Source organism: Roseivirga misakiensis (genome assembly GCF_001747105.1).
GTDB classification, from domain to species: Bacteria; Bacteroidota; Bacteroidia; order Cytophagales; family Cyclobacteriaceae; genus Roseivirga; species Roseivirga misakiensis.
In genome coordinates this window covers 152,839-166,313 of record NZ_MDGQ01000005.1, presented here as the reverse complement: position 1 = coordinate 166,313, position 13,475 = coordinate 152,839, and the positions used below count along the sequence as shown (strand labels likewise).

9 protein-coding genes and 4 tRNA genes are annotated in these 13,475 nt (G+C 39.9%); all 13 read right to left on the bottom strand.

Going from position 1 to position 13,475, the window contains the following annotated elements; genetic code table 11:
• Positions 1–4,314: a DNA-directed RNA polymerase subunit beta' gene (gene rpoC, locus BFP71_RS08320; RefSeq protein WP_069835029.1), complete on the bottom strand. Its 4,314-nt coding sequence runs from the start codon at positions 4,312–4,314 to the stop codon at positions 1–3.
• A gap of 48 nt (positions 4,315–4,362) precedes the next feature.
• Positions 4,363–8,232 carry a DNA-directed RNA polymerase subunit beta gene (gene rpoB, locus BFP71_RS08315; RefSeq protein WP_069837005.1) on the bottom strand — a complete coding sequence of 1,290 codons (3,870 nt, stop codon included), beginning with the start codon at positions 8,230–8,232 and terminating at the stop codon, positions 4,363–4,365.
• A 158-nt stretch (positions 8,233–8,390) separates the two neighbouring features.
• Positions 8,391–8,771, bottom strand: a complete 381-nt coding sequence (rplL, locus tag BFP71_RS08310) for a 50S ribosomal protein L7/L12 (protein ID WP_069835028.1) — start codon at positions 8,769–8,771, stop codon at positions 8,391–8,393.
• A gap of 41 nt (positions 8,772–8,812) precedes the next feature.
• The gene (gene rplJ / locus BFP71_RS08305; protein ID WP_069835027.1) at positions 8,813–9,346 is read right to left on the bottom strand and encodes a 50S ribosomal protein L10; all 534 of its coding nucleotides are present in this window, start codon (positions 9,344–9,346) and stop codon (positions 8,813–8,815) included.
• Positions 9,347–9,348: 2 nt separating this feature from the next.
• Positions 9,349–10,047: a 50S ribosomal protein L1 gene (gene rplA, locus BFP71_RS08300; protein ID WP_069835026.1), complete on the bottom strand. Its 699-nt coding sequence runs from the start codon at positions 10,045–10,047 to the stop codon at positions 9,349–9,351.
• Between the two features lie 12 nt (positions 10,048–10,059).
• Positions 10,060–10,503 (bottom strand): 50S ribosomal protein L11, encoded by a 444-nt coding sequence (gene rplK / locus BFP71_RS08295; RefSeq protein WP_069835025.1) that lies wholly within the window; start codon positions 10,501–10,503, stop codon positions 10,060–10,062.
• Between the two features lies 1 nt (position 10,504).
• On the bottom strand, positions 10,505–11,062 hold the full coding sequence (gene nusG / locus BFP71_RS08290) for a transcription termination/antitermination protein NusG (protein WP_069835024.1): 558 nt from the start codon (positions 11,060–11,062) through the stop codon (positions 10,505–10,507).
• Positions 11,063–11,077: 15 nt separating this feature from the next.
• Positions 11,078–11,266, bottom strand: coding sequence for a preprotein translocase subunit SecE (gene secE, locus BFP71_RS19140; protein WP_088124951.1), 189 nt, complete (start codon positions 11,264–11,266; stop codon positions 11,078–11,080).
• Positions 11,267–11,288: 22 nt separating this feature from the next.
• A tRNA-Trp gene (locus tag BFP71_RS08285) sits at positions 11,289–11,361 on the bottom strand.
• Between the two features lie 214 nt (positions 11,362–11,575).
• A complete protein-coding gene (tuf, locus tag BFP71_RS08280) occupies positions 11,576–12,763 on the bottom strand; it encodes an elongation factor Tu (protein ID WP_069835023.1) in 1,188 nt (395 codons plus the stop codon).
• A 79-nt stretch (positions 12,764–12,842) separates the two neighbouring features.
• A tRNA-Thr gene (locus BFP71_RS08275) sits at positions 12,843–12,914 on the bottom strand.
• Positions 12,915–12,993: 79 nt separating this feature from the next.
• A tRNA-Gly gene (locus tag BFP71_RS08270) sits at positions 12,994–13,066 on the bottom strand.
• 81 nt (positions 13,067–13,147) lie between these two features.
• Positions 13,148–13,230: transfer RNA gene (locus tag BFP71_RS08265), tRNA-Tyr, on the bottom strand.
• Positions 13,231–13,475 lie beyond the last annotated feature (245 nt).

The following is a 13,475-nucleotide window of genomic DNA, read 5'->3' as shown; positions in this document are numbered from 1 at the left end:
TTAGAGTTCTACGCTTTCACTTTCTTCTGCCTGAGCTCTGTAAGCTTCTTTAGCAGCTAGTAACTTGTCATATTCCTCTTGACTACCTACGATCAGGTCATTGTAATGTCTCATACCTGTTCCCGCAGGAATCAAGTGACCAACAATTACATTTTCCTTCAGACCATTTAGTGTATCAGCTTTACCTCTAATAGAAGCTTCACTCAATACTTTAGTAGTTTCCTGGAATGATGCAGCTGAAATAAAGCTATCAGTACCTAATGAGGCTTGAGTAATTCCTTGAAGTTTAGGCTTAGAAACGGCTGGTTGCGCATCTCTAACTTCCACTAACTTCATGTCTTTTCTTCTCAAGCTTGAGTTCTCATCTCTAAGATCTCTCGGCGTAACGATCTGCCCTGGCTTCAAGTTTTCTGAATCTCCAGCCTCAGATACTACCTTCATATCAAGGATAGCATCATTTTCTTCTCTGAAGAAGAATTTGTCTACTACTTGACCTGGAAGGAATTGAGTATCTCCAGCATCCATAATCTCAACTTTCTGCATCATTTGCTTAACGATGGCCTCAATGTGCTTATCGTTAATCTTAACACCTTGTAAACGATAAACTTCCTGAATTTCATTTACCAAGTACTCTTGTACAGCTGTTGGTCCTTGAATATTTAGAATATCGTTTGGTGTAGTTGCACCATCAGATAATTGGTAACCTGCTCTTACAAAGTCATTGTCTTGAACAAGAATGTGTTTAGACAATGGCACCATGTACTTCTTCTTCACTCCATCCTTAGATTCGATGAAGATTTCTCGGTTACCTCTCTTAATTCCACCGTAGGTTACAACACCATCAATTTCAGACACAACGGCCGGGTTAGATGGGTTACGCGCCTCAAACAATTCTGTCACTCTAGGAAGACCACCAGTGATATCCCTTGATTTACCCATTGTTCTTGGAATCTTAGCCAATGGCTGACCTGTTTTTACTTTATCACCAGCATCGACAGCTAAGTGGGCTCCAACAGGAATATTGTATGCTTTAGAATCTGCCTTTGCGTTAACCACAACAGCAGGGTTCTTCGTTTTATCTTTGGTATCAGTAATTACTTTCTCTCTGTGACCAGTTTGCTCATCAAACTCTTCCTTATAAGTAATACCTTCTTCGATCGCATCAAACTCAATAACTCCATCGAATTCAGAAAGAATTACAGCATTGTATGGATCCCACTTACAAAGTTGGTCATCCTTTTCAACTTTCTGTCCTTCCTTAACTTCTAGGATAGCTCCGTAAGGCACGTGATTCGAGATAAGGACTTTCTTAGTCTTAGGATCAACAATCTGAATTTCTCCAGTTCTACCCATCACGATATTGATTTTATCTCCTTCGTCATTAGTAGTTGGTAGTGATCTTAATTCTTCAAAAGCAATCTCTCCAGCAAACTTAGCTTTTACAGTAGCATCAACCGCAATGTTTGACGCTGTACCACCTACGTGGAACGTTCTTAGTGTAAGCTGTGTACCTGGCTCACCGATCGACTGTGCAGCAATTACACCGACAGCTTCTCCTCTTTGTACCATTTTGTTGGTAGATAAGTTTCTACCATAACACTTAGCACAAACACCTTTCTTAGTCTCACAGGTCAATACTGATCTGATTTCTACTTCTTCTATAGCTGTTTGATCTATTAAATCAGCTATTTTTTCAGTGATTTCATCACCAGAAGCTACAAGTAGTTCTTCAGAGATTGGATCGTATACATCGTGAACAGACACTCTACCTAAGATTCTTTCTGATAGTGGCTCAACCACATCTTCATTATCTTTTAGTGCAGAAACTGTCAATCCTCTTAGTGTACCACAATCTTCTTCATTCACCACACAATCCTGCGCTACATCTACCAAACGTCTTGTTAGGTAACCTGCATCGGCAGTTTTCAATGCTGTATCGGCCAAACCTTTACGAGCACCGTGTGTAGAGATAAAGTACTCTAGTACATCTAGTCCTTCTTTGAAGTTTGATAGAATTGGGTTTTCAATGATGGCTCCTACAGAACCAGCGAGGTTTTTCTGTGGCTTAGCCATCAGACCTCTCATACCACCCAATTGACGAATCTGCTCTCTAGAACCACGAGCTCCTGAGTGCATCATCATAAAGATAGAGTTGAAACCTTGCTGATCCTCTTCCATCTCTTGCATCAAACCATTTGTAAGTTTCGTGTTTACACGAGTCCAAATGTCAATTACTTGATTGTATCTCTCGTTGTCAGTAATAAGTCCCATTAAGTAGTTTTGCCAAACCGCATCTACTTCTTCCTTAGCACTGTCAACTAGTGTTATCTTGTTATCTGGAATGTGAATATCATTCAATCCCATTGAAAGACCGCCTTTATAAGCCATCTGGAAACCTAGCTCCTTAATATCATCCAAGAACTTGGCTGTTTTTGCGATACCGCAAATATTCACAACCATCTGGATAATTTTCTGAAGCTTCTTCTTGGTCAATAGCTCATTTACATATCCTACTTCTTCAGGAACACTTTGGTTGAAAAGTACTCGACCTGCAACGGTTTCGATTACTTTATCCACCAACTCATCGTTTTCACGAACTGTAGTTTTTACATGAACATATGCATGCTTAGAAACTACTCCTTCGTTCATGGCGATAATCACTTCTTCAGCTGAGTAAAAACGCATGCCCTCACCTGCTACTTTATGATCATCAGTCGATCTTCTTCCCTTAGTCACATAGTAAAGTCCCAATACCATGTCTTGAGAAGGTACTGTTACTGGTGAACCGTTCGCTGGGTTTAGGATATTGTGTGAAGAAAGCATTAGTGTACTTGCTTCCAGCACAGCATCATGTCCGAGCGGTACGTGCACAGCCATTTGGTCACCATCAAAATCCGCGTTGAATGCAGTACATACTAACGGGTGTAATTGAATCGCTTTACCCTCGATTAATTTCGGTTGGAAAGCTTGGATACCTAATCTGTGAAGCGTAGGAGCTCTGTTCAATAGTACTGGGTGTCCTTTCAATACGTTTTCAAGGATATCCCAAACTACTGGGTCTTTTCTATCAACAATTTTCTTTGCCGACTTCACTGTTTTCACGATTCCTCTTTCAATCAGTTTTCTGATAATGAAAGGTTTGAATAGCTCAGCAGCCATGTTTTTAGGCAAACCACACTCGTGTAGTTTTAGCTCAGGACCTACTACGATCACAGAACGACCAGAGTAATCCACACGCTTACCTAATAAGTTTTGACGGAATCTACCTTGCTTACCTTTAAGCATATCACTCAAAGATTTCAATGCTCTGTTTCCATCAGAACGAACTGCATTTACCTTTCTTGAATTATCGAAAAGTGAGTCAACAGCTTCCTGAAGCATACGTTTCTCATTCCTAAGAATTACTTCAGGTGCTTTAATATCGATTAATCTTTTCAGACGGTTATTTCTGATAATAACTCTTCTGTATAGATCATTTAAATCTGATGTTGCAAATCTACCACCATCAAGAGGTACTAATGGTCTTAATTCTGGTGGAATAACTGGAACCATTTTGATGATCATCCATTCAGGACGGTTCTCGATTCTAGTTTTTGCATCACGGAAAGCTTCAACAACTCTCAAACGCTTTAAGGCTTCTGCCTTTCTCTGTTGAGAAGTATCTGTAGCTGCTTGGTGACGAAGTGCATATGACATGCTATCCAAGTCAAGTCTCGCTAATAACATTTCAAGCGCCTCAGCACCCATTTTAGCGATGAACTTTTCTGGATCATCATCGTCAAGCATTTGGTTCTCACGTGGAAGCTTATCAAGGATGTCTAAGTATTCATCCTCAGTAAGGAAATCCATGTAGCTAATGCCTTCCTCTTCTTTAATACCTGGCTGGATTACCGCATATCTTTCGTAATAGATAATCTGATCCAGTTTTTTTGTTGGTAACCCAAGTAGGTAACCTATTTTATTCGGCAACGATTTAAAGTACCAAATGTGTGCAACAGGAACGACCAACTCAATGTGTCCCATTCGCTCTCTTCTAACCTTTTTCTCGGTTACTTCAACACCACACCTATCGCAGATGATACCTTTATATCGAATTCTCTTATACTTCCCACAATGACATTCCCAATCCTTAACAGGTCCGAATATTCTTTCACAGAATAAACCACCCATTTCAGGTTTGTAGGTTCTATAGTTAATAGTTTCTGGCTGCGTAACCTCACCATGAGAAGACTCAAGGATAGATTCAGGAGAAGCTAAACTAATAGTGACCTTGTTGAAGTCGTTGTTAAGTTTTCTATTCTTTTTAAATGCCATAGCTTTTTTTAATTCTTAATTGTGGCCTAAACCAAACCCAAAATGTAATTAGTCTAAAGTGATTTCAAGTGCGAGTCCTCTAAGCTCGTGTACCAGTACATTAAATGATTCTGGAATGTTTGGCTTAGGAATAGAATCTCCTTTGACAATCGCTTCGTAAGCTTTCGCTCTACCAATTACGTCATCTGATTTTACAGTCAGGATTTCTTGTAGTACGTGCGAAGCACCAAATGCCTCAAGTGCCCATACTTCCATTTCTCCAAATCTCTGACCACCGAATTGTGCTTTACCACCAAGCGGTTGCTGCGTAATCAATGAGTAAGGTCCAATAGACCTTGCATGCATCTTATCATCTACTAAGTGACCTAGCTTCAGCATGTAAGCGATACCTACCGTTACTGGCTGATCAAATCTTTGTCCACTTAGACCATCATTTAGGTATTCACGTCCAGCACTTGGAAGACCTGCCGCTGTAAGTTCAGCTTCTACTTCTTCCATACTTGCTCCATCAAAAATTGGAGTGGCGTAAGTTTTACCTAGTTTAAGACCAGCCCACGCAAGAACAGTTTCGTAAATCTGTCCGATGTTCATCCTTGATGGTACACCGAGTGGGTTAAGTACGATATCCATTGGTGTTCCATCATCCAAGAAAGGCATATCTTCCTCTCTTACGATTCTTGCAACAACACCTTTGTTACCGTGACGACCGGCCATTTTATCACCTACTTTCAGCTTACGTTTCTTAGCCACGTAAACTTTAGCAAGTTGTACAATACCTGTTGGCAATTCATCACCTACTTCAATCGTAAATCTTCTACGCTTGAATTCACCAGTGATGGCATTACGTTTCAGGTTGTAGTTTTTAACAATCTTAACGACAAGGTTATTGATCTTTTCGTCATCAGTCCAACCATCAAGGTTTAGATCAGAAACAAGATTCACTTCTTCTTGAACGCTGTAGTTACTCTCATCTCTGTAAATATTCTTTTCAGGGAATAGGTTATTAGAGATGTTATTTCTGTTGAACTTAACGCCTTTGGAAATTACCTCATCTCCAAATTTGTGTGTTACACCGCTACAAGTTTTTCCTTCTAACAATGAAACAAATTTGTCAATGATCTGAGCTCTTACTTCAAGAAGGTCCTTGCTGTATTGTGCTTTCAATACTTCAACTTCTTTCTTAGACTTCGCTCTGAGGTCTTTGTCCTTTTTAGGGCGAGAGAAAAGTTTAGTATCGATTACCACACCTCTCAATGAAGGAGAAGCTTTCAATGAAGCATCTTTTACATCACCTGCTTTATCACCGAAAATAGCTCTCAAGAGTTTTTCTTCTGGTGTAGGATCTGTTTCACCTTTTGGTGTGATTTTACCAATTAGAATGTCACCTTCTTTAATCTCTGCTCCAACTCTGATAACACCGTGTTCATCAAGGTTTTTAACAGCTTCCTCACTTACGTTCGGAATCTCAGAAGTTAATTCTTCCTGACCTCTCTTTGTATCTCTAACTTCTAGCTCATATTCATCAATGTGAATAGAGGTGTAAACGTCATCTCTTACTACTCTTTCTGAGATAACAATTGCATCCTCGAAGTTATATCCTTGCCAAGGCATGTAAGCCACCATAAGGTTTTTACCTAGGGCTAACTCACCGTTTTGTGTAGAATAACCTTCACAAAGCACCTGATTCTTCTCAACCTTCTCACCTTTCAGTACGATTGGCTTAAGATTCACCGTGGTGTCTTGGTTAGTTCTTCTAAACTTAATGAGGTCGTAAGTTTTGTACTCAGTATCAAAGTTGATTAATTCATCTTCTTTGCTCTGGTTGTACTTGATTACAATCTTAGTAGCATCTACAAAGTGTACTGTACCAGCTTCTTCAGCAATAACTAACATTCTAGAGTCACGCGCAGCTCTTGCTTCTAAACCAGTACCAACAATTGGTGCTTCTGGTTTCAACAATGGTACTGCTTGACGCTGCATGTTCGATCCCATCAGGGCACGGTTTGCATCATCATGCTCCAAGAATGGAATTAAAGAAGCTGCAACTGATACAATTTGGTTAGGCGCAACATCCATATAGCTGAGCTCTTTTGGCTCTACCACTGGGAAGTCACCCTCGTATCTTGCTTTAACTTTCTCATTAACGAATACACCGCTATCCTGAACTGGCGCATTTGCCTGAGCAATGTTATGCGTATCTTCTTCTTCAGCAGTTAAATAAATGATGTCATCTGACATATTTACTTTACCGCTATTTACTTTTCTGTATGGTGTCTCGATGAAGCCCATGCTATTAACTTTCGCATGAACACATAGAGATGAAATCAAACCAATGTTGGGACCTTCTGGTGTCTCAATTGTACAAAGACGACCATAGTGCGTATAGTGAACGTCACGTACCTCGAAACCTGCTCTTTCTCTAGAAAGACCACCTGGCCCTAGTGCTGACATTCTTCTTTTGTGCGTAATCTCTGCTAATGGATTCGTTTGATCCATAAACTGAGATAATTGGTTTGTTCCAAAGAATGAGTTAATCACTGAAGAAAGTGTTCTCGCGTTGATCAAATCGACTGGTTTAAAGTCTTCATTGTCTCGAACGTTCATTCTTTCTTTGATTGTTCTAGCCATACGGGCTAAACCAACACCGAACTGAGCGTATAATTGCTCTCCTACGGTTCTAACTCTTCTGTTTGATAAGTGATCTATATCATCAACAATCGCTTTCGAGTTGATCAAACCGATCAAGTACTTCACAATTGAGATAATGTCTTCAGTTGTTAAAACGAGTTTTTCAGAATCGATCTGAAGGTCGAGCTTCTTGTTAATTCTATATCGTCCTACCTCTCCAAGGTTGTATCTCTTATCTGAGAAGAATAGTGATTGAATAATATCACGTGCCGTTTGCTCATCTGGTGCATCAGTATTTCTCAACTGACGATAGATTTGCTCTACTGCTTCTTTTTCAGAGTTTGAGTTGTCTTTTGAAAGCGTATTATAGATAATCGTATAATCAGCAATGTTGATGTCTTCTCTGTGGAGAATTACTGACTCAACATCAGCTTCCAAGATCATATCTACATGCTCTTCAGAAAGCACTGAATCTCTTTCTAACAATACTTCATTTCTGTGAATAGATACAACTTCTCCAGTATCTTCATCCACGAAGTCTTCAACCCATGTTCTAAGAACTCTCGCTGCTAATTTTCGGCCAATGGCTTTTTTCAAAGCGGCTTTTTTAGCTCCAATCTCTTCAGACAGGCCAAAAAGGTCAAGAATATCTTTATCTGTACCGTAACCAATCGCTCTTAAAAGCGTGGTTACTGGGAATTTTTTCTTTCTGTCGATGTAAGCATACATTACGCTGTTTACATCTGTAGCAAATTCAATCCATGATCCTTTGAAAGGAATAATTCTGGCTGAATATAAAGGTGTACCGTTGGTGTGCTTGCTTTGCGCAAAGAATACACCTGGAGATCTGTGCAACTGAGAAACAATGACTCTTTCAGCACCATTAATTACGAATGAACCTTTTACGGTCATGTAAGGAATGTTACCTAAGAATACTTCTTGTTCTATGGTTTCGAAATCCTCATTGTCCTCATCATTACAAGTCAAACGAAGTTTCGCTTTTAGCGGCACAGAGTAAGTCAAACCACGATCGATACATTCTGCAACGTCGTATTTTGGTGGGTCAACCAAGTAATCTACGAATTCAAGAACGAAATTCTCTCTTGAATCCGAAATAGGAAAGTTCTCAGAGAAAACCTTGAACAAACCATCCTGAGTTCTTTTATCTGCTGGTGTTTCTAATTGGAAAAAGTCTTCAAAAGACTTTACCTGAACATCAAGGAAATCAGGATAATCTAATATTGATTTAATCGAAGAGAAGTTTATTCTTTTTGATTGATTTGCTAGAATAGCCAAGGCCTTAATTTTTTTGTTATCAAATAATTATAGTTGCATCTCTAGAGATGCAGAAAAGGGACAATTCCCTAAAATGTATACAAACAGGAAAAGACCCGTGATCTCGGAAGATCAGGGCCTATTCCAAAGCCATTATACAATGGCCAATCAAATTACTTCAGCTCTACTTCAGCTCCAGCTTCTTCAAGCTGCTTCTTAAGTGCTTCAGCTTCGTCTTTAGCTACTCCTTCTTTTACAGCTTTAGGAGCACTGTCTACGATTTCTTTTGCTTCTTTTAATCCTAAACCAGTTAATTCTTTCACTAGTTTAACTACTTGTAGTTTAGCACCACCAGCAGCAGTTAATACTACGTCGAATTCTGATTTTTCTTCAGCTCCACCTTCGTCTCCGCCACCAGCAGCAGGGCCAGCAACAGCTACAGCAGCAGCTGCAGGTTCGATTCCGTATTCGTCTTTAAGGATATCAGCAAGTTCGTTAACTTCTTTCACAGTTAAGTTTACTAACTGCTCTGCGAATTCTTTCAAGTCTGCCATTTTAATTATTTGTTATAAAGTTTTGTAAATCTTGTTTGTTATTAATTTTCACGTTCAGACAACGTCTTAAGGATTCCTGAAAGTTTGCTACCTGATCCTTGAAGACCAGAAATAACATTCTTAGCAGGAGATTGAAGTAATGTAATTACTTCGCCAATCAGCTCAGCCTTAGACTTAAGCTTGCTTAGCATATCTAAATTTTCCTCTCCGATGAAAAGGTCAGTGTCAATTGACGCACCTTTAAACACAGGAGAAACCATGCCTGACTTTTTTCTAAATTCCTTGATCAATTTTGCAGGAGAGTTAGCGTTCTCACCTGAGAACATAACGCCTGTAAAACCTCTCAAAACACTCTCGTCAAAAGGAACATAGTCAGTATCTAACTGAGCAAGTGCCTTCTGTACCATTGTGTTCTTTACTACTTTGTACTCGATTCCTTTCTCGAAGCACAAACCTCTCAACATGTTGGTTTCAGCTACCGTCATTCCGGAAGCATCAGTAATGTAGAAGTTATCGTTACTAGAAAACTTCTCTACCAACTCTTCGATTAGTACTGCTTTTTCTGCTCTATTCATAATTATAGTCCGGAAATTGAGTTTGTATCTACCTTAACTCCTGGGCTCTGCGTAGTCGAAATATTGATACTCTTGAAATAAGTACCTTTCGCTGATGCAGGCTTCAGTTTAGAAATCATCTGAAGTACCTCTCTAGCATTATCAGCAATCTTCTCCGGAGAGAATGAAGACTTTCCAATGCTGGTATGGATAATTCCAGTCTTATCTACTTTAAAGTCGATTTTACCACCTTTTACATCTTGAACTGCCTTAGCAACGTCAAGTGTAACAGTACCCGCTTTTGGGTTTGGCATTAGACCTCTTGGTCCTAATACTCTACCTAAGCGACCAACTTTGGCCATAACAGTCGGCATTGTGATAATCACATCGATATCAGTCCAACCACCTTCAATTTTTGAAATGTAATCGTCCAATCCTACGTGATCAGCACCAGCGTCTTTAGCCTCTTGCTCCTTATCAGGAGTACAAAGCACAAGAACTGTTACTTCTTTACCAGTTCCATGAGGAAGTGCAACAACACCTCTCACCATCTGGTCGGCCTTACGAGGATCCACTCCTAAACGTACGTCTATATCAACTGAAGCATCATAAGAGGCATTGTTAATTTCCTTAACGATACCTGCAGCTTCATTTAGCGCATACTGCTTGGCTGGATCATATTTACTAAAAGCTATTTTTTGCTTTTTTGTCAATTTTGCCATTTGTACAAATCTTTAGTTATTCCAAGGTGCTTTACCTGTCACCCTTAACCCCATACTTCTAGCAGTTCCCGCTATCATTTTCATAGCAGATTCTATTGTAAAAGCATTCAAATCCGGCATCTTAACCTCAGCGATCTCTTTAACCTGATCCCATGTAACACTACCCACTTTAACTCTGTTAGGCTCATCAGAACCCTTCTTTTGTTTAGAAGCTTCTAGCAGCATTACCGGTGCTGGAGGTGTCTTGATTACAAACTCAAAAGACTTATCACCAAAGATTGTGATGACAACAGGTATTACCTGCCCCATCTTATCTTGAGTACGTCCGTTGAATTGTTTACAAAACTCCATGATGTTAAGTCCTTTTGCACCAAGTGCAGGACCTACCGGCGGAGAAGGGTTGGCTTGGCCTCCCTTGACTTGCAACTTCAGATAACCAGCTATTTCTTTAGCCATATTAATCTTGTTTTTCTACTTGCATGTAACTTAATTCAACAGGAGTATTTCGGCCGAAGATCTTAACCATAACATTAAGTTTTCTTCGTTCCTCAAATACCTCCTCAATTACTCCCGTAAATCCACTGAAAGGACCATCCATTACTTTCAAGGTCTCTCCTACTATAAATGGGGAATCTAGTTGCTCGTCAAAATCATCAATCTCTTCAACCTTACCTAAGATACGGTCGACTTCTGATTGACGTAATGGAACTGGCGGAGTGGAAGCCTGGCCAGCCTTTTGACCTAAGAACCCTATGATTCCAGGGATATTTTTAATCATGTGAATGACTTCACCATTGGATATATCAGCTTGAACCATGATATAACCAGGAAACATATTTCTATCGCGAGATTTCTTTTTACCATTTCTGATCTCATATACTTTTTCCGAAGGAATCATCACTTGCGGAATTTGCTCTGAGAAATTCTCACGATCAATCTCGTTAACGAGATAATCTTTCGCTTTTCTTTCCTGGCCAGATACGGCCCTAACCATGTACCAATTTAGTTCTGACATTCTATTGATTGTTTCTTATAGATTGTAAAACAAATCCATCACTTTATCGAAACCCAAATCTATAACACCGATAAATAGTGCAAAGATTAACGAGGCGACTAACACTAACACTGAGCTACTCTGGAGGTCAGAGAGTTTTGGCCAGCTTACTTTATGCCTCATCTCATCATAAGAAGCAGTAATAAAGGACTTTAATTTACTCATCGGTTTTACTCCTTTTATTTTGCACGGGTGGTAAGATTCGAACTCACGACCTTTGGTTTTGGAGACCACTGCTCTACCAACTGAGCTACACCCGTATTAAACTCCATTTGCTCCAAAACCCCTTAACCAACTGATTTTCAGATGATTGAAAGCCGTACTACTGTCGCGTTTTTTTGATAAAAAAAGTATTCAAAACGCCGCAGAAGCCCGAAACGGGCTGCAAATGTAGAAAATTTATAATAACGAAACAAACGCGTTTCCGAAAAATCGAAAACGCGTTTGAAATAATAATCTATTTAGATTGAAGGATTAGTCAAGGATTTCAGTAACCTGACCTGCACCTACAGTTCTACCACCTTCTCTGATCGCGAATCTAAGACCAGTTTCAAGCGCAACCGGGCTATGAAGTTCTACTTCAATAGTTACGTTATCACCAGGCATTACCATTTCGATGTCAGCTGGAAGCTTGATCTCACCAGTTACGTCTGTTGTTCTTAAGTAGAACTGAGGACGGTACTTGTTAAAGAATGGCGTATGACGTCCACCTTCTTCTTTTGAAAGCACATAAACCTCAGCTTTAAACTGAGCGTGTGGCTTCACAGAACCAGGCTTACAGATAATCATACCTCTTTTGATATCAGACTTTTCGATACCTCTTAGTAACAAACCAACGTTGTCACCAGCTTCACCTCTGTCTAAAATCTTCCGGAACATCTCAACACCAGTGATTGTAGACTTCATGTCTTCAGCACCCATACCGATGATATCAACTGGGTCACCTGTGTTAATAACTCCTCTTTCAATTCTACCAGTAGCAACAGTACCACGACCAGTGATCGAGAATACGTCCTCTACAGGCATCAAGAAATCTTTGTCAGTCAAACGCTCAGGAAGTGGAATGTAATCATCCACAGCTGCCATTAATTCAAGAATTTTTGGCACCCACTTGTCGTCACCATTCAATCCACCTAAAGCAGATCCTTGGACTACAGGAATATCATCACCTGGGAATTCGTAGAAAGAAAGTAATTCTCTCACTTCCATTTCAACTAGCTCAAGAAGCTCTTCATCATCAACAAGGTCAACTTTATTCATGAACACAACCAAAGCAGGAACACCTACCTGACGTGCTAATAAAATGTGCTCTCTTGTTTGAGGCATTGGGCCATCAGTAGCAGCTACTACAAGGATAGCACCATCCATTTGCGCAGCACCAGTAACCATGTTTTTCACATAATCGGCGTGACCTGGACAGTCAACGTGCGCATAGTGTCTATTCTCAGTAGTGTACTCCACGTGAGAAGTATTGATAGTAATACCTCTTTCTTTTTCTTCAGGAGCATTGTCAATTGAAGAAAAGTCTCTGTTTTCAGCAAGACCTGAGTCTGCTAGTACTTTTGTAATCGCAGCAGTTAATGTGGTCTTACCGTGGTCAACGTGACCGATAGTACCAATATTAACGTGCGGCTTTGAACGGTCAAAGGTTTCTTTAGCCATGTTTGAAAATTAGTTAATATTCAATTTATAAATTAAAAATCTGCACTGAGAGTGAATTTTTCACTCTTAATATCTTTAGAGCCAATGACGAGATTTGAACTCGTGACCTCTTCCTTACCAAGGAAGCACTCTACCCCTGAGCTACATCGGCTTTTCAGCTTTTAAGTTCCCGACTTTTAGGCTTTCCTTTTGGTCGTAAAACATTGAACGCGGAACTCAAAGTATTTATGAGCGGGTGACCAGGTTCGAACCGGCGACCTACAGCTTGGAAGGCTGTCGCTCTACCAACTGAGCTACACCCGCTTATACATCTTAGCATGCTTTAATGCTAGCATTTTTACAGCTAAGTTGTTGACTTTCTTTGTATAACAAATCAAGTCATTGTGGGGGGAGCAGGATTCGAACCTGCGAAGTCATAAGACAACGGATTTACAGTCCGTCCCAGTTGGCCGCTTTGGTATCCCCCCTTTGATTTTCAGAACGTGAATGAACGCATAAAAAACCCTTTCTGGGAAAGGGACTGCAAAATTAGACCCTTTTTTATTTTATTCAAATAATTGCAATAAAAAGATGAAGCTTTTTCTAAAACCTAAAAAACAAGCCTTAAACAGGCGCAGGGGCTGTTTTAATGGACATATAATTTTCCTTTTTGTATGACTAAAAGTTGCTGGTGATCCGCATCGGGTGATTCAAAATAGTTCTATATATTTGC

Coding starts and splice junctions, on each gene's coding strand:
- rpoC (WP_069835029.1), bottom strand. CDS start 4,314: ATGGCATTTAAAAAGAATAGAAAACTTAACAACGACTTCAACAAGGTC.
- rplK (WP_069835025.1), bottom strand. CDS start 10,503: ATGGCTAAAGAAATAGCTGGTTATCTGAAGTTGCAAGTCAAGGGAGGC.
- tuf (WP_069835023.1), bottom strand. CDS start 12,763: ATGGCTAAAGAAACCTTTGACCGTTCAAAGCCGCACGTTAATATTGGT.
- rplJ (WP_069835027.1), bottom strand. CDS start 9,346: ATGAATAGAGCAGAAAAAGCAGTACTAATCGAAGAGTTGGTAGAGAAG.
- rplA (WP_069835026.1), bottom strand. CDS start 10,047: ATGGCAAAATTGACAAAAAAGCAAAAAATAGCTTTTAGTAAATATGAT.
- secE (WP_088124951.1), bottom strand. CDS start 11,266: ATGAGTAAATTAAAGTCCTTTATTACTGCTTCTTATGATGAGATGAGG.
- rplL (WP_069835028.1), bottom strand. CDS start 8,771: ATGGCAGACTTGAAAGAATTCGCAGAGCAGTTAGTAAACTTAACTGTG.
- nusG (WP_069835024.1), bottom strand. CDS start 11,062: ATGTCAGAACTAAATTGGTACATGGTTAGGGCCGTATCTGGCCAGGAA.